This is a genomic window from Paenibacillus sp. MDMC362 (assembly GCF_003269305.1).
GTDB lineage: Bacteria > Bacillota > Bacilli > Paenibacillales > Paenibacillaceae > Paenibacillus_AQ.
In genome coordinates this window covers 64,678-82,722 of record NZ_QLYT01000038.1, presented here as the reverse complement: position 1 = coordinate 82,722, position 18,045 = coordinate 64,678, and the positions used below count along the sequence as shown (strand labels likewise).

The following is an 18,045-nucleotide window of genomic DNA, read 5'->3' as shown; positions in this document are numbered from 1 at the left end:
TTACACTCCCAATTTAATGTTAGTATGCGTATGCAAGTTCAGTATAACTAGATTTCCCTCCTTTTTCTCGTCCTATCTTGTGCTTCACTAGTTCAATATTGCGGGAGTTTCTAGACTTGACTCCTCCAGCACCACCAAAGCCTTGATCTTCTTCGATTCCGGCAGGTGCCAGCTGTCGCCCTCCGCTACCTGCGCGCTGGACTCCTGCCCCAGAATCCGAGCTTACCGCGCCGCAGCCTACTTCGATATCGTCGATGAATCGTAGGCAGCCTGCATGATTTCTAGATAACGCTGTATGTTCAAACCGTCCAGTCCTTTCACGTAATCCTCCCAATCTTTATCCAGACTCTTGGCGCCGGTAATGAACAGCAGAGCGTTCTGGTCGACATAGTCTTTGATGTTGGTCTGCATCATGCTGGCTTCATCGGCGACCAACGGATCGACCCATAGCGCCCAGTGAGGGAATATTTCTTTCGGCTCCTTGCCTTCCATCAGTAACGTTGCCTCGTACAGGCGGCGTTCGTAACCATCGTTCGCGTAAATATCCGTGCCCTGAACCTCGGCATCGCGGTATGCCCGGTGATGGTTATATTGGGTGAGTGCTCCCCAGCTGTCATTGCGGGGCTGCTCCCCGGATTCGAGCGGGATCGATTTATAGAGAGGCTCCACTTTATCGTTGAGTGCGATTTCCCCATCCTGCGGCTTGCGCCAGCTCTTTCCCTCTTCACCGAGATAAGAGAGCATTGCCCCTTCTTGCGTATAGAAATAATCCAGCATTTTAATGGCGGCGATCTGCGTCTCTTTGCTCGCTTTATTCGTCAGAACGAAGGATGCGCCCGGATCGATCGGATAGTTGAACGTTGCATAATTGGCGTGCGGTCCTTGCAGAGGCGCAAGCGGGTTGTAGTCCTTGCTGTAGGGTGCATCTTCTCCTGTGGTTAAGAATAGCGCGGGATGCATGCCTGCTCCGGCACCCAAAAGCTGTGCGTCGGCGTTATCCCCGATTTTTTTGTACGCACCCGCATTTTGCGTAAACGCCCCCGGGTCAATGAGTCCGCCGTCATACAGCGATTTGATGTAGGCCAGCGCTTCCCGCCATTCCGCTTTGTTCGCCGCGGTGTCGATCTTGCTCTCCTTCATGATGAGATACGTTCTGTCGTCGTTGTAAATAAAGCCGTTCATGAGATACGGAATCACGTGAACGCCGAAATTTTCGACGGATCCGCTGAGCGGCACTTCGTCCGCCTTGCCGTTTCCGTTCGGATCCTGCGTCTTGAAGGCTTCAAGGACCGCTTTGAATTCTTCCGGCGTCGTCGGTTTGGCAAGTCCGAGCTGATCAAGCCACTTTGTATTGATCCACATTTTATTCGGGTATGAGCAGTGGAAGCATTCGTTTAAGCCGGTCAATCCGTAAATCTTGCCGTCAGGAGCCGTGTTCATGGCTTTATAATATTCGTTGTTCTCCAGTACTTCCTTAATGTGGGGAGCATGCTCTTCGATCAGGTCGTTAAGCGGAACGATCACCCCCTGCTGCCCGAACTTCAGCAAGTCCGTCTGCGAGAAACGGTCCACCCAAGGAATAAGCATATACAAATCCGGATAGTCGCCGGACGCAAGCGAAATTTGGCGTTTTTCGGCCGCACCATCGAACGGAACGGTTGTCCAGTTGAACTTGATGCCGAATTGCTCTTCCATTTTTTTCGTAAACTTATTGGTTTTCAAATCCACATCCGAGCTTTGATGGGCAAATACGTTGATCGTAACCTTCTCACCGGAATCCTGTAAGCCGCCTTCTGTCCCTTCGCTTCCTTCGTTGTCGTTTCCGCCGGAGCATCCGGCAAGCACCAAACCAAGCATCAGTATGAGTACAAGCAGACGGGTTCCTGTTTTTCTCAAATCTATCTCCTCCTCACGAATTGGTCAAGCAACACAATGAGAGCAGCCCGGGATCAGCCCTTCACGGAGCCAATCAGCATGCCCTGCACAAAATAACGCTGTACGAACGGATAGATCACCAGCACCGGGAGGCTTGCCACCACAATGAGCGAGTATTTCATCAGCTCGGCCATTTGCTGCTGCTTCACCATCTCCCCGGCGTCCATGTTGCCCGTTCCGCTGCCCAAGATGAGAATGCTGCGGAGAATGAGCTGAAGCGGATAGAGCGATTGCGATTTCAAGTAAATCAGGGCATCGAAATAAGCGTTCCACTGCCCCACCGCGTACATAAGCGAGAGCACGGCGATGATCGGTTTGGCTAGCGGAAGAACGACGCTGAAAATGTAGCGGATGTCGCTGCAGCCGTCGATATCCGCCGCCTCTGAAAGCTCATCCGGGATCGAGGTCTGAAAGAAGGTTCTAGCGATAATGACCTGCCACACCCACACGGCATTCGGAATGAGCAGCGCCCAGCGCGTATCGATCATGCCCATCGATTTGACGACCAGATAGGTCGGGATCAATCCGCCGGAGAACAGCATGGTGAAAGTAATGAATACCATAAGCGGCGTGCGGCCGAAAAACGACTTCTTCGACAGCGGGTATGCAACCATGATCGTCAGGGATACGCTGATGAACGTGCCTGCAACGGTATAAAACAGCGAATTGGCATAGCCTGTCAGCACCTGGCCGTTTCGGAACACCGCCTCGTACCCTGCAAAGGATACGTCGACCGGCCACAGCCACACCTTGCCTGCAGAGACGGCGCTCGGACTGCTCAGTGATGAGCTTACGATGTAAATAAGCGGATACAGGACGGCAATTAGAACCAAGGTCAGCAAGATATAGGTGGCGGTCAGAAAGATGCGGTCTCCCAGCGACTCCTTGATCCTCACGCTCCGGCCGCTTCCGGAACTGGACCGCAATGCGTTCATGTCACTCACTCCCTTTTTTCATATCTACCAAAGGCTTGTATTGGAAGCCCGCTTGGCAATGGCGTTGACGACAAGGAGCAGCACCAGATTGATCAAAGAATTGAACAATCCGACCGCCGTGGCGAAGCTGTAGTTCGCGTTCAGCAATCCGATTTTGTACACATACGTGGAAATGATCTCGGACGTGGACAGGTTCAGCGGATTCTGCAGCAAGTACATTTTTTCGAAGCCGAGCGCCATGATGTTGCCTACGCTGAGAATCAGAATGATGACCGCTGCCGGCAAGATCCCAGGAAGATCGACATTGATGATCTTGTGGAACCGATTGGCGCCGTCCACCTTGGCCGCTTCATATAAGGACGGGTCCACGCCCGCCAGGGCAGCAAGATAAATGACGGCGGAATAGCCCATGGTTTGCCATACGTCGGACAGCACGTAGATCGTGCGGAACATGCCAGGCTCTCCAAGATAATTGACCGCTTCAAAACCAAGCGCGCCAGTAATCGTATTCACGATCCCAAGACGCGGGGACAAGAACAGCATGATGATGGACACCATGACCACCGTGGAGATGAAATATGGCGCATAGGTGACCATCTGCACGGTTTTTTTGAACCTTGCACTCTTCACCTCGTTCAAGGCCAGCGCTAGCAGAATCGGGATCGGAAACCCGACGATCAATTGATAGAACGAAATGTACAGCGTATTTTTGATCAGCGTCGCGAACGCCGGGTTGCGAAAAAACATCTCGAAATACTGTGTGCCGACCCATGGACTCCCCCAAATCCCTTTCACCACGTTATAATTCTTGAATGCTAGCACGGCGTTTGCCATCGGCAAGTACTTGAAGATGATGAAGTACAAGACCGGCGGAATGACCAGCAGATACAGCTGCCAATGTCTTCTGAAGCTTCGATAGGCGGCTCTTCCGATTTCCGAGCGCTTGCCGCTCGGGGCTCTGACCGTTTTGGACTTGGAAAATAGAGTACTCAGTTCCATCCCTCCTTCGATGAGTAACTGCCAATGAAGCCAGAACTTATTTGGCAGCGCTTTCTTGTGCGTAATCATAAAATTGCAAGCTCGGCTTCGTAAAGGCACACTTTCTCCCTTACCGTACAATTTCGGAAACAGATGCTCTCCAGGCCTTGATTTCGCTCGGTTTTTCATTAGGCGGGTTCGATTAAAAAACATCCGCCAAGACGTTCGATCCATTCGTTTAAGCAGGCGGCTGACCTTCCTCTTTTCCACAAAAAGATTGGCGAACCCGCCGTCTCCTTAATCGGCCATTTGCCGAAATGTGCTCGGCGACACGCCGCGAACCCGCTTGAAGGCCCTCCGGAACGAATGCGCGCTATTATACCCCACCTGCGCGGCGATCTCGTCAATCGTCAAAAGGTTCTGCTGCAGCAGCTCGGCCGCCTTGCCGATCCTCACCAGTTCAACGTAGTCCGAAGGATTCGTTCCCGTGTGCTCCTTGAACATTTGGGAGATATATTTCTCGGGCTTCCCAATATGCTCCGCGATACGATAAAGCGTCAGCTCGGCGTCGGAATAACGCTCGTGGATGTAGCGGATAATCTCACCCACCGTTTCGGCGTGCATGTCGCATTTTTTCTTCCGGACATCCATGCAGATCTCATGAATGAGCTGCCCGAATCGCTCCCTGAGCTGATCGACCCCGTCCGTCGTCGCAACTGCAGCGATCTGCTCTTTGATATGGTCGGTGAGCGGCTCGTTGTGGAATATTCTTTGTTCGGCCAGCTTCAGAAAGGTTCCCTTGAGCTCCATTACGAACTGCTGCGTCATATCGTACGACAGCTCCCTCTCTTCAAAGTTCCGGCTGAACAGCTGGTCAAGAAGGCGGCTTGTTTCCTCAAGTTCACCCGCCTTAAGCGTATTGAGCAAGCGTTGTTCGGATTCAATCGGATAATAGTACAGCTCCGTAGCCTTCATCGCATCCTCAAACCGGGTGATGCCGACTGCCCCGGTGTGAACGGCATATTCCAGCGCTTGCTGCGCTTCGTTGAAAGTGTCGGCCACGCCGTTCCACGCTTCGAACGCCGAACCCAGCCCGATCGTGATCGACAATCGATGATGCCGATATACGGTATCGATCAGTTCAAGCAAACCGGCATCCAGGCGGCGAGTAAAGACGTCCAGCGCCTCTTCGGCAATCGGATGCACGAAAGCGATCTGGTCCGAACCCCAGTCCGTAACCAGCACATCGGGTTCCAGCCGGCTCAAAGCCTGCCGGACGATCAACCGGGCAACGCTGAGTTCCTGGATGATTTCTTCGCTGTCGGCACTGCCATATCCGGCGACTTTCAGAATGCCTGCGCGTCCTTGCTCGCCGCGGAGCTGGACTCCCGTCTGACTGGAGACCGCTTCGAGTTCGCGCAGCGTATAGAAGTCGCCAGTCAGCAGCCGTTTGATAAACGCATCCCTAAGCAGCGGGAGCTGATCGTTCAGTGAGGACTCCAGCAATTTGTTGTTAGCGATCAAAGCCGCGATATTGCCAGCCAGGAAATCGTACTCGTTGCCGATCTTCTCCCGGGAAATGTGGTTTTGTTCGCGAAACACGGACAGGAGCGACTGGACCTTTGCACTGTGCCGGTAAGCGAGGACAAGTCCAATCAGCAAGCCAATGAACAGCGCAGTCAGCGTAAACGTCGTCGTGACCCGCTGAATTCTATCGGCCTTCGTCATCAGCGCCTGCTCCGGTATTCCGGCCATATAGGTCCAGCCGTTCAGATCGGACCGGATGGAGATCAACAGCCGTCCGTCTCCCGTGGGGATGACCTCGCCGTTCTCATCGGAAGAAGCTTCGGTGAAGCGCTTGGCCTCCTCTTCTCCGATGCCCTTGGACAAGATCAAGCTGCCTTCCCGATCAGCAACCAACGCCCAGCCCCCGTATTGGTCCACGATATTTTGCAGCAGGCTGCCCATATGATCTTCATCGATCAGTACGCCGATCATCGCCTGCGGGTTGTTAAAGCTGTTAAGCGGGATCGATTGCAGAAACGTGACGGCCGGCGTCTCGACAAACACCGTGTCGCGGATTTCCCGCCTATATTTCTTAAGCGGCATCATCTCGTTTAGATGCGGCTTCTTCAATACGGCCTCCTCCCACTCCTCGAACGTCAACCCTTCAAGCCGATTCGCCTCGTAATAATGCTCGGGCCGGTAATAGACGGTATTCGGCGTAATAATGGTGTTGTAATTACGTATGTAGATGAAGAAATCGGAGAGGTAATCATTCGTGCTGCTGTACATGGACAGGCTGCGCTGCATGCGTCCCAAGCCGTAAACGTTGTTGCTGTCGAGCGGCTTGGGATCAGCGATCAGACGATATAGATCCTGATTGATCGCAAGCTGCTTCGTGAAGGTTTCCACCTCCACCAGATGACGCTCGATGATCTCTTTTCCCAGATTCAAGGAACTCAGACTGTTTTCGATTGAGCTTGCTTTCGCCACTTCAATCGAAGTCCTGTACGATGCATAGCCCGCAATTTGGGGGATCAAGAGCACAATCAAGTAGGAAATCAGAAATCTGCGGAACACCGGGGAGAACTTGGACCATAAACGCTGCATACGTACCCTCCTCAATAGAAAGCGTTCTCAAAGTAAGGCAATACGATGATACACTTGACTGTTCGCAAGAAAAAGGTACAATTCCTTCCTCGGGGTACAATTTGCTTACGATATGGCTACCGGCTAGGAGAAGAATGGCCGCAAAACTCCTTTACAAGGCAATAGGATAAACCCGGAGTAATCGCCTAGGGCATAGGAGGAACCCAGAACTTGCTTTGCTCCCTTTCATGCATCCAACCGTTTACGGCTGAAATTTCGGATCAATTCCAGCCCAAAACAAAGAGCTGCCCTTCCAAGTCGCCTGTATGGCCTGGAGACAGCTCTTTGTTAAAATGATTTACCTTTGTGATAACTACCAGTACCGTTGACGGTGAGTTACCGCCCGAGTTCGCCTACAAAGGTCGTAACGCTCTGCGCGGGAAGATGGGCCCAGTAGTTGCTCCCCGTTACATTGAGTGTCGTTCCGGGTTGAAGATTGCTGCTGCTGCTCGTGATCCACCTTGATACCTGCGAAACCGATCCGTTTTGCAGTACAAAGTTCTGATTGACCCCGGCGCTGCTCCGGTTAATCGCAACGATAACGATTTTGTTGTCACCTTTATAAGCTGATACGTAAACGTTGGAATCAGGATTTTTCGTGGCATCCACCCTGACATAGCCGGGGCGGACAAATTTGGAGTAATGAGCCATATTGTAGCCGCGTTTGCTGATCGTGCCGTCCTCCTTCATCGGACCGTAAGATCTGCGGATATACCACCATACGTAAGCTTGAAAATCTCCCTCTACCATCGCGTTGTGGATATGGTAAGACACATCCAGAGCTTCTGGCCAGCGATCCGCCGAGTTGTTGTCGCTGTTCGGATAGTATACTTCCGTCATCCAGAGATCCTTTCCCGCTCCTTTTTGTTTGAATAGCGGATAAGCGAAATTGCTAATCTGCGTGCCATACAGATGGGCTCCGAGAATATCCATATTTACAAGCGCCTGAGGATCATTCAAAATCGGATCCGACATATTTTTCAGATACTGGAACGACTCCGGCGCGATGACTCTCGTGTTGATCGATCCGGCATTTTCTTTCATAAACCGGAGCATTTCCTGCGGTGTCCACCACGTCCAGTCATGTGCATAATCGGGCTCGTTTTGGACGGATATCGCATACAGATCGACGCCATTGTTTCTCATGTACGTCACGAAATCGTTAAGATGCTGGGCATACGCGGCATATTTGTCGTAACGAAGCCGCTTTGCCGACGTATCTCCGTTGTGGTTGAAGGTCTCGACCATATCGGCCGGCGGATTCCATGGGGAAGCAAATACGATGGCTCCAAGGGCAATGGCCCGTTTGGCCGTCTCCAGCTCGCGGTACCATTGATTTCGGTCTTCATGCACGTAGATTCTTAAGATCGAAAAGCCTAACTGGTTCATTCCGTTTCCGAAAGCAGTATCCCTCTGCGCCGCCGTCAAATCGCCGATCCATGCCGGGTGGTTAATGCCTCCGAAACCGCGAATCACTTGCTTCTCCGAGGAGACATTGATGACAGCATCACTGGCTGCGGCAATATTGCCAGGTGCAACCAGAATGGACAAAGCGATGGCAAGAGACAAATATACGAATAAGTATTTCTTAAACCATAAATTCATAAGAAATTGCTCCTCTCGATTTTTTTAGCCCCTTGATCAAGGATAGGCCGAAGCTTTTTGAAGTCTATCGTCCGGTTCCCTTTCTCAGGTGATGATCTCGCATGATCAAGCGGCGATACATTGGGAATAGACCATCCAACCACAGGTTGTAAATGTTCATGAGGACGCTACAATTTGTTTAAAAAGGAGGCGATATCCGCATGGAGCTCGAGTATCACCCTCATCTCGTACCGAATATTTTTCTGTTCGTGGACCGCAGATGTTATCCGGATTGGAGAATTCAGAAGGCCCGCATCGGATTTCACGATTTGACGTTCGTCGTTGATGGCCGGGCAAACTACTACATTGACGGCAAAAAATTTGCAGTTGAGGCGGGCGACCTGGTGTACGTTCCGGGGGGAAGCGTACGGGAAGCCCATACGTGCAAGGAATCTCCCATGCATGCGTATCCTTTCAATTTTTTCTGGGCCGAGCCGCACAATCATATCCGGCTTCCGTTTGGCGTCGTAACGAAGAAATTGATCACCAAGGAGATACTTGCCTACATCCGGGAGTTCAACCACGTGTGGATGAATAAACAACCGTTTTATAGGATCCATGCCCGTGCATTGTTCGAACTCATTCTCCACCGGCTGCTTCACGGCATGCATCGCCAAACGATCATGCATATGGACCCGCGGATCAAGAAGCTGACCGCCATCATCGAAGAACACTATGCGGAAGACTTGTCGTTTAACGACTTCGCCGAGCAGTTCAACCTCCATCCCGTTTATTTAGGGAAACTATTCAAAAAGAATACCGGTTCGACCTACAAGGAATACCTGCAGCGGATACGCGTGAATAACGCTGAGATCATGCTGATGGCCGGCGGCGTTACCGTGACGGAAGCCGCCGAATCCTGCGGCTTTCAAGATCTTTCTTATTTCAGCAAAGTGTTCAAGGAAGCGAAAGGCTATCCACCGTCTGCCGTTAAGAAGCATTGACTTGGAATCGCTTCCATCTGTAACGCCGTACCTGACTCATCCCTTTAAAGTGACGGGAGGACTGGCTGTGATTCCATCGAGACCACGTTTACTTTTTCCAAACCGCATCAATCGCTGCCTGGAACGGCCCTTTATATTTCTCGACGACCGTCGATACCGGGATGCCTTCCATGATTTCCCCTATAAATTCGTAATATGGCATCGATGGGTATCCGCTCTCGGTATCGATCACTTTAATGCTCTCACCGGCCATCTTGGCATTCTGAATATCGTCCTCGTTGCTGAATAACGTCTCCAGCGTAGATTGTTTCGGATAGTCGTAGATCGAGTCGATATCGTTGATTTTCTCGTAAATATAAACCAGACGTTCGGGATGCTCCACGGCGCTTGGAATCGTCAGGTAATTCGGGATCGTATTATGCGAATGATAACTTGATGCGCTTGGCCCTTTCGGAAATGGGAGAAATCCGATATCGTAATCCGGCATGTCCTGCTTGAAGTTTTCCATTTCATAATCGCTGCCTGCAACCATTAATGTGTTCCCTTGACGGAAAAATTGGCCCGGCTCGGTCCAGTCTCCCCCTTCCGTTGGTCTCCCAACCGACTCGGTTGCGAGGCGCGACAAGAAGTTCAGCACTTCCAAGGTTTTGGGATCCTCAAGACCTTGCTTATCGAGAATGACCAGATTCGCTTCGTTCGAGGCCATGGCGGGAACCAGCAAGGAAGCGGATGCAAGACCCCAAATATCCAATTTGCCGTCGTTATTGGAATCTTTGTTCGCTTCTTTCGCGACCTGAATGAACGTATCCCAGTTCCAGTTGTCCTCGTTGACGTATTCCTGCAATGGCTTCATGCCCAATTGATTCATTAACGTGCGGTTATAGAAAATGCCGGATGACGCGCCGTTGATGCCCGTCCTGAACCCGTAGCCCCTTCCTTCGTATTGGGAGTACTCGTTCGTGTACTGCTGGATGAATACCTTCTCATTCTTCGTGTATTCATCCACCGGCGCGAACAGACCTTGATTAACCAGCGTCGGAATCATCCATGGCCTCGCTACCCGGATAATGTCGCCGATCGGTTCGCCCGCCACCAGCGAGGCTGTCACCTTATCCTGGTACTCGCCGAAATCCACGATCACGTATTCCATTTTAAAATTATGTTTTTTCATCAGCTCTTCCAAGTTACGCTTCCGTTTAATGTTGTCAGGATTGTCCTCCTGAATCGATTCATCATACCAGGACACCCATTTGATGGTTCGGCCGCCCATATCAAATTCCATTTCCGGCGTGCCGGTTAATTCTTCCTCGCTGCTTGATTCGTTTGTCGCTTCCGCAGGCGCGTTGACGGCCTCTTCCGCTTGGCCGGGTTCGACTGTCTTCGCGTCGCCTCCCGAGCCGCTGCTGCATGCCGTCATGATCACCAGAATCAGGCTGCAGAACAGCAGACTGATCTTACGCATCCACATGCGTTATTTCCCCCCTTAATTTTTGGCTGCATGAATATGCAGCGCTTTTATTTTGATGCTCACCAAGATCATATAACTGCTTGCGAAAACGAACCATAGAGAAACTAAACACGATTTGTAATTACTAAAAGTGTTGATGCCCTGGTCAACGCAAAGGGCCGGAAAGTGGAAAGCGCGTGAGCGTCGGCTAGACGGTGTGCCCAATCTGAATCCATCATGGATGGCCAAAGGATTAACCTCGGGTTAAGGTCGTCAAAATTGCAAAAGAAGCGCTGCGTACCCGCACACGGGAACACGGCGCTTCTTTTGTTTTTCATGTTTTTGTCAATTCGCACAAACCCAGAAAGTTGTTGTTATGTCAGCCTTCCGCCAATGCTTCCACCAGCACATCCAGGTATACGGACGCAAGCGCTGGATTCAGGTCTTTCTCTTCCGTCAAGCCCAGCATCGGTTCACCGTCAACGTCGAAATGCACGCGACGGAGACCCGAGCAGCGGGGCTCTCCGATGCCTGGACGAGCGTGATATACGCTCCAGATCGTCCCGTCCTCGTCCTTCACATAAGAATTGTGTCCTGGCCCGTATTCGCCCGACACGCTTCTGGAGGTTAGCAGCGGGTAATTTCGCTTCGTCCATTGGTTCGGGTCAAGCAAATCAGCATCAGAATTGACGCTGAGCATGCCGACGCAATACGTGGCATCGACCAGAGCACCGGATATCGTCACGAAGATCTTCCGGTCTGTCATGAGTGCAAAGGGCCCTTCCTCCACGAACGTTTGATTGTTCGCCCAGCCGTAATCGGGCTTGGACAGCAGGACAGGCTCCGATATCAGTCTCCACGGTTCCCTCGGATCCGCCTCGGCGATATAGATCCACGAGCCCAGGTCATGCGGTACCAATTCCCTTTGCGCCCAGAGCGCATATAAACGGCCTTTCCGCTCTAATACGGTCATGTCCAGCGTTATGCCGGCTTGAAACAGCGGGCTTCCGTCATGCCTGACGACCCGGATCGGCGTCTCCCAATCCGCAGCCATACTCGGATTGCCGCCCTTCTTTAACCGCATAACATGCGATTGAATGTCTTGGAATTCGCCGCTGCTGCCGGCAAGAAAAATATACAGCTCGCCTCCGATGCCATGAAGTTCAGGCGCCCACAAAAATCGCTTCAGATGATCATGCATGCCTGTATCCAAAATTATGGTTTCTTCTGCCGAGACCAGACCGATGATGGAATCCGACTCCCGGATCGAAATCGTATGGTTGCCGTCGGCATCATTGGTCGCGACAAAATAATACCTTCCGTCCCACTGCGCAATGCAAGGGTCGGCACGGTTCGTCGCCATCGGAAACGTATAGCGATCCTGCCGAATGCTTCCAGAAATGCGATAAGTTCCGGGACGGCTCCAATCGATTTCGGACGCATCCCACTCAATCGGCTTGATTGCGGTTGTGCCGTCACTGTATATCGCCGTCACTTTAACGGCTAGTAACTGTTCTTTGGACGAAAGGGCCACACGCTCCGGCAGTTCATTACGCACATGAACCGGTACCGTAAGCTTATGAATCAGCCTCTGAGCCACGCCTCGCGATACACGTATCGCATTGCGGGCCACTGCTCCTTCAATGGCGACGCGTCTCGGGCTTAGCGTGAAAGCTTCGCACGGCTTCGGCCTGGCAGCGTCGTCCAGGCATGTCACGTCCGTCATTTCCCTTTGATAATACCTTCCGTCTTCTTCAAGCCAACGAAGGATATACCTTCGGGAAGCATGTTCATATTCGCACATGATATCTTGTACATGAAGCCCGTTCGTTAGGTTCAACAGACCGAGCTCCCGATACTGCAGCAAGTCCGGGGAAGTGAACAAAAGCACCGAGCCCTTGCTCTGCTGATCGGGAGAACCGTCCGCTTCCGTCCGAATGGCCAGTACGCCAAAGCTTCCGTCAGCCATGTGGAACAGGTACGGATTCTTCAAACTCTTGGCGGACAGCGTGCCGTTTGAGAGCTCGGCGGCTTTAGCGAACAACACCCCCGAGTTATGATTAAGCTCCCGATAAATCATCCCGTCATCGGCGTAAGCGAGATGCATGCTGTATGCAAGCTTCGGGGAATAGATTTCCGGTTCAAGCGGTTCTCTCGTATAGCAGAGAACGCTGTGAATTTCTTTTTCCATACGCTGTTTCTTCCCTCCTTACGGATAAGGCTTTTTCAAGATTTCTATTTCAGCAACTGTGAACATGGACACACAGAATGTTTTATTTTTCTCTCTTCACTATCATTCTGTACGCGTTACTTTGAAGTAAATTTGATAAGGTTCGTACCCGATATCCCGAATTCGTTTGAACGTGATGGCAGGTTCCTGGTTGACTGTCTTGAAGAAATACCGCCAACTCCCCCATTCACGTTCATTTTCGTTCTCGATAGCGGACGCAATATCCTCATCCCTCATATAGAGCTGCTGTTCTGATTCGCACAAGCCTGCCAGCACTTCTGGGCCGTATCGGAAGGCACCTGTTCGTTCGTCGTCCGGTAGCGGAACAAACCGAATGCCGATTGGCAGCATAATCGAGACGGCATCTCCTTCCTTCCATGCTCTGTGAATGTCATAGAAATTCTCGCTGTCCAGAGTCGTCCCCTGCAGAACGTCATTGACGTACACGGATGCTCCCGCCATGATCCACTCAGGTATGCGGAAGCGGAGCGTGAACGTTGTCGGTGCGGCAGGAGATACAATGAAATCGTATTTGCGAAAAGTAGGTATATTTTCATTTGTCGACGCTGTATCATTAATAGCTTGGTACCCGGCCGTGTTAGACGAGGATAGGAGGCTGCCGCTCATTTTGTCCTGCGTCTGTACGATCCGTATGAGGGTTCCAGCGATACTTGTGTCCAACTCGGAATCGAAGTATTGACTGATATAGACGATATCCCCGTCCTGATAATAAATTCCCTTGTTCCAGGCCGCATTCGCCTGAACCATCGTGCCGTGGCAGCAGAAGAAGCTGTCGGTTTCCGTGCTCCACTCCTTGCACAGACCGGCCTTCATGGGGAGGAAATAGGTAAGCAGGCCGGTTCTGGGATAGTTGTGCTGACTACCAGTCAAACCATATTCCTGATAATAGGCTTGCGCCATAATGCCATTGTACAGATTGTACTCGATATATTGCGCGTAGGTAGGGTCGCCAGATTGACGAAATAAGAAATCTGCTAGTCGGATCATGTTATAGACAGTACAATGCTCCTGATTTTTGTCACCTAGGCGGGCCTTCATCTTCATCTTCGGCATCCAGACCTCTCCAGCGGTTTGACCGCCTGTCGCAAGGCTTCCCCTTTCCGTTACAGCGCAATTCCAATACGCTTGGACGATGGACAGCCACTTGTCGTCTCCGGTAACCTCATAAGCTCTCGCACAGCCGAGCACTTCCGGTATCGTAGTGTTAGCATGCATATTCGTAAGCGGATCCTTGCCCTCCAGCAAGGGTTGAAACAACCGACTGCGATAATACCGGTTTAACAGCACACGATATTTGTCCGCTCCGGTTATGTGCAACAGATCGGCCCAAACCTCAAGCATTCCGCCTGTCTCCACATCGAGAATATCGTCGAATTGCTCTCTTGTGAATGTGCCGCTCCATTCGACAAACCAGTCCGCGAACCGATCCACGATATCCAGAGCCTGCCGATTACCGGCATATTGCCAGGCATCGACCAACCCCATTAATATTTTGTGCAAATTGTATTGGGGCGCCCAGATGCTTTTGCCGCTTGCAATCCAGTGCAGATATTTTTCGGGAATCGGACCGACCCACTGACCGCCGTTATCGCGTTGGCATTCATGCAACTCATGCACAATAGCATCCAGTTTGGCCTTTAATTCGATGTCGCCGCTTTCTTCATAATGCAAAGCCGCACCAGACAACCAATGACCAAGAAAATGGCCGCGCAATTGGCAGACCGGCGTTTCCCAACCGCCGTGCGCACCTTCGGGAATCGTTCTTCCATGAAATCTTCCGGCCTCCAAATGATAATTAAACAACAGATGACCGCTGTCCAGCTTCATCAGATAGCTTCTGTTCGCTCGTTCCCTGCGAATCAGTTCTTGCTCTTTCAAAATGACCTGTTTACCTCTCAATGCTTTCATTGAGTTCCTCCTTTCGATATGTCGGCAGAACGAGCTTTTTATCTTTCAGCCCGGATACCGCAATGCCTTTAATAAAGTACTTTTGTCCTAATATAAACAGCATAATAGGCGGAAAGAGAACCATCGTGGCCGCCGCCATCAACAACTCCCATTGAGCTGTGTAATAGCCAATAAATTGCTGCAGGCCAAGTGCCAGCGTGAACTTAGATTCCTTGTTGATGTAAACAAGCGGGCCCAAAAAATCGTTCCACACACCCAGAAACTGAAACAGCGCAACCACAATGACGGCCGATTTGGATAAAGGAAAAATAACATGCGTGAAAATGTAAAAATAACCTTCTCCGTCAACAAGAGCTGCTTCGTCAAGTGATTTGGGGATCGTTCTATGAACTGCCTTATTAATAAAATGTTAAACGCTCCGCCACCGAACCAGGCTGACAAAATCAAGGACAAATAACTGTTGGATTCGACCACCATTTGCCAACCGGGAAAAGTCGGGATAATCGTGACAGCAGCCCCCTAACTTCCCCATCGCTCCAGCTGTTACGCAAAGCGGACAGCAGATGGATCAAACCAGCGTGGAGTGAGCATCGCTCTTACGTCTTCGTAAGCTTTGTCGGCATCCAACGGTTGTACCCAGAAGTTGATGAACCACGCTCGGCTCCAGCCGGTATGTCCGACGCCGTTAGCCAGCCTGCGATCCATGTCGTTCGAGCCGCTGCAATCAGCTCTGGCGTGGAATTCACGTTAATACCTTCGCCCGGATAAAACGCAAACAAATGGGAAATATGCGATGACCCGGCACCACTTTCTCATAATCATCCAACCACTCCCGGCTGGCTGGAGGTAATAAGTAAATATCGGGCGAATTGAAAATAGGTTCGATCAGCCCGTTGTCCTCTCAGCCCTCCCTTAAACCGTTTCAGCCTGTCTCCGGTCGACAGCGTGTTTTTTTCCAGGCTATCCTGCAGACTTAGGGGCACCCGGATGAACAGTTCAGTGTTTCTTTACTATGTCGGGCAGCAGCTCAGAATAGGAAACTTGGCTCAATTTCGCCAACGTTCATAAAGATCCATCTTTGTGTTTTCCATATCGTCTATTTCACAGTAAGCATCTGGCGGCGTCATACCACCGCGGAAGGGTCGCTCTTGCGGGACATGCCGCGCTGGGCAGAGATCAGATTGTAGTAGATCCCCTGCTTTTTCATCAATTCTCGATGCGTGCCGATTTCGGCGATCCGCCCCTTATCTAGGACGATAAGCCGGTCGGCATTTCGCAGCGTGGATAGACGATGCGCGATAGCGATCGTCGTGCGATTCCTCGTCACCCGTTTGAGTGCCTCCTGGATGGCCGCTTCCGTCTCGATATCAAGCGAAGCCGTCGCCTCGTCCAGAATGAGGATTCGCGGATCGTTCAGCACGGCCCTCGCGATGGCGATCCGCTGACGCTCGCCTCCCGACAGGTTGTTCCCGTTTTCATCCAGCCTCGTGTCGTAACCGTCAGGCAAGCTGATGATAAAATCGTGCGCGTTGGCGATTTTGGCCGCCTCGATAATCTCTTCCGGCTTCGCGCCAGGCTTCGAGTATTGAATATTCTCGGCGATCGTCCCGCTGAACAGGAACGTCTCCTGCAGCACGACGCCGATTTGCGAGCGCAAGTCCTCCTGCCGGATCCCCCGGATATCGATGCCGTCAATCCGAATCTCCCCTTCGTTCACATCATAGAAACGGGAAATCAAATTGATCGTCGTCGATTTGCCCGATCCGGAATGGCCGACGAGTCCGATCATCTCCCCCGGCTTCACGGTGAGGTTGATCTCCTTCAGAACAGGCTCATACGACCGATAGCCAAAAAAAACGTCGCGGAACTCGATCAAGCCCCGAATCCGGTGGCCCACCGCGTTGTTTGCATCCATGACTTCCGGCTGCTCGTCGATTACCGAGAATACGCGATGCATCGAAATGACGGCATTCGCGATCCAGCGCGGCATGAACATCAGCCAGGAAATCGGCCCGAAAATCATGGCGGCATAAGCGCTGAACTGAATCAGCTCGCCTACGTTCATCTTCCGGCCGATTATCATGTAGCAGCCGATCAGGAGGACGAGATATTGGCCGATCTGAATCAAATAATTCGAGATCGGCGATAAAATGCTGTACAACTTCTCGCTCTTCATCGCAGCTGCAGCGAATTCGCCGTTATACGTCCGGAATCTGCGAATCTCCCGCTCTTCCTGGCCGAAGGCCTTCACGACCCGGATGCCGCTGAGGACATCGTGAAGAAACGAGTTTGCCTTGTCGGAGATGCGCCACTGCTTGTGAAACAGCTTGTTTAGGACAAACCTCCAAATATAGTAGTGCAAATAACCAACGAATGGAGCCGGAAGCAGCACGATCAGCGCCAGCCGCCAATCGGCGGAAAAAAGCAGCGTCGCTGAAGCGATCAGGATGAGCAGTTGGTGGATGGCCGTCGTGCACATTTCCTGAATCAAGTGGCGGATGCGGTCCGTATCGGCCGTCACTCTGTTCATCAGGTCTCCCGCTCGCTGGGACGTCAAAAATCCGAGCGACATGCTCTGAATCCGATCGAACACCGTTTTGCGCAAGTCGGCCGCAATGCCCGTACTGACGCTGGCCATGATCCGGTTTCTCGCAATGCCGAGCAGCTCCCCGAAAGCCAGGGTGAACAGCATCCCAAGGAGTGCAAGCCAAAACACCCTTAGGCTGGCCTCATGTCCGGAAGGGGGGAGCAGCGCCGCGTTGACCAGCAGCTTCTGGAAGTATGGCCCGGCCATCGCCAGCGCCGAGGCAGCGATAAGGACGCCTAGTCCAAGCATCAAGCTTCGCCAGTGCCTTTTGGATATAAAAAGCAGTCGTTTGAATGCAGCTGCCTTGCTCATGCATCTGGGACACACCCGCGTACCCGGGACGAGCGCGCTTCCGCATGCCGCGCAAACCGGATCCCCTTCGTCACGATAAATCCGGACGGGACGATTGGCGGCCATATCGTTCAGGATTTGGGCGATATAGCCGTACCTGGACGCATGCTGCATCGTCAACCTGACGATGATTCGTTTCGTCCCGTTCTGCGTAGCTTCAAGCACCGCATTGCCAACGAACGGCACCAGACAATAATCGCAGGCGTCCGCGATGTTCCCGTGATCCCGCACTTGGCCGTCCTGCACATGCGCCCACCTGCCGCTGCCGATCGCCAGGTATCCCTCCACCCGCCGCCCATCCAGCGACAGGTCGGCAGGGACGCAATAGTCGATCTCCTCTCCGATGACTTGCCGTGCTGCCGCGAAATTCTGCTCCGAAAACGTGAAGTTTAAATTCATCGATATTCCTCCGT

General features: G+C 51.9%; 12 protein-coding genes and 1 pseudogene. 1 reads left to right on the top strand and 12 read right to left on the bottom strand.

Annotation, left to right across the window (positions count from 1 at the left end):
- Positions 1-237: 237 nt before the first annotated feature.
- From DP091_RS19385 to xynC, 5 genes are all read right to left on the bottom strand, one after another.
- Entirely contained in the window at positions 238-1,896 is a 1,659-nt protein-coding gene (locus tag DP091_RS19385) for an ABC transporter substrate-binding protein (RefSeq protein ID WP_113059836.1), read from the bottom strand.
- A 53-nt stretch (positions 1,897-1,949) separates the two neighbouring features.
- Positions 1,950-2,870 (bottom strand): carbohydrate ABC transporter permease, encoded by a 921-nt coding sequence (locus DP091_RS19380; protein WP_113059835.1) that lies wholly within the window; start codon positions 2,868-2,870, stop codon positions 1,950-1,952.
- A 24-nt stretch (positions 2,871-2,894) separates the two neighbouring features.
- Positions 2,895-3,869: an ABC transporter permease gene (locus tag DP091_RS19375; protein WP_181469869.1), complete on the bottom strand. Its 975-nt coding sequence runs from the start codon at positions 3,867-3,869 to the stop codon at positions 2,895-2,897.
- Positions 3,870-4,145: 276 nt separating this feature from the next.
- Positions 4,146-6,461, bottom strand: a complete 2,316-nt coding sequence (locus tag DP091_RS19370) for a helix-turn-helix domain-containing protein (RefSeq protein ID WP_113059834.1) — start codon at positions 6,459-6,461, stop codon at positions 4,146-4,148.
- Between the two features lie 375 nt (positions 6,462-6,836).
- Positions 6,837-8,105, bottom strand: coding sequence for a glucuronoarabinoxylan endo-1,4-beta-xylanase XynC (xynC, locus tag DP091_RS19365; protein WP_113059833.1), 1,269 nt, complete (start codon positions 8,103-8,105; stop codon positions 6,837-6,839).
- A 200-nt stretch (positions 8,106-8,305) separates the two neighbouring features.
- Here xynC and DP091_RS19360 point away from each other — a divergent pair, with 200 nt between their 5' ends.
- A complete protein-coding gene (locus DP091_RS19360; protein ID WP_113059832.1) occupies positions 8,306-9,088 on the top strand; it encodes an AraC family transcriptional regulator in 783 nt (260 codons plus the stop codon).
- An 88-nt stretch (positions 9,089-9,176) separates the two neighbouring features.
- Here the strand turns inward: DP091_RS19360 and DP091_RS19355 are convergent, their stop codons facing one another.
- The 7 genes and pseudogenes from DP091_RS19355 to DP091_RS19330 form a co-directional block, all read right to left on the bottom strand.
- Positions 9,177-10,556 (bottom strand): ABC transporter substrate-binding protein, encoded by a 1,380-nt coding sequence (locus DP091_RS19355; RefSeq protein ID WP_113059831.1) that lies wholly within the window; start codon positions 10,554-10,556, stop codon positions 9,177-9,179.
- 358 nt (positions 10,557-10,914) lie between these two features.
- Positions 10,915-12,726, bottom strand: a complete 1,812-nt coding sequence (locus DP091_RS19350) for a family 43 glycosylhydrolase (RefSeq protein WP_113059830.1) — start codon at positions 12,724-12,726, stop codon at positions 10,915-10,917.
- 102 nt (positions 12,727-12,828) lie between these two features.
- Positions 12,829-14,694, bottom strand: a complete 1,866-nt coding sequence (locus DP091_RS19345) for a beta-L-arabinofuranosidase domain-containing protein (protein ID WP_113059829.1) — start codon at positions 14,692-14,694, stop codon at positions 12,829-12,831.
- A complete protein-coding gene (locus DP091_RS19340) occupies positions 14,675-15,073 on the bottom strand; it encodes a carbohydrate ABC transporter permease (RefSeq protein ID WP_258394633.1) in 399 nt (132 codons plus the stop codon). The genes DP091_RS19345 and DP091_RS19340 overlap by 20 nt, the downstream gene beginning before the upstream one ends.
- Before the next feature lie 164 nt (positions 15,074-15,237).
- Positions 15,238-15,440: pseudogene (locus DP091_RS32270) on the bottom strand (glycosyl hydrolase family 95 catalytic domain-containing protein).
- A 72-nt stretch (positions 15,441-15,512) separates the two neighbouring features.
- Positions 15,513-15,677: a glycosyl hydrolase family 95 catalytic domain-containing protein gene (locus tag DP091_RS32390; RefSeq protein ID WP_373456935.1), complete on the bottom strand. Its 165-nt coding sequence runs from the start codon at positions 15,675-15,677 to the stop codon at positions 15,513-15,515.
- A gap of 140 nt (positions 15,678-15,817) precedes the next feature.
- The gene (locus DP091_RS19330; RefSeq protein WP_113059828.1) at positions 15,818-18,031 is read right to left on the bottom strand and encodes an ABC transporter ATP-binding protein; all 2,214 of its coding nucleotides are present in this window, start codon (positions 18,029-18,031) and stop codon (positions 15,818-15,820) included.
- Between the last annotated feature and the right edge of the window lie 14 nt (positions 18,032-18,045).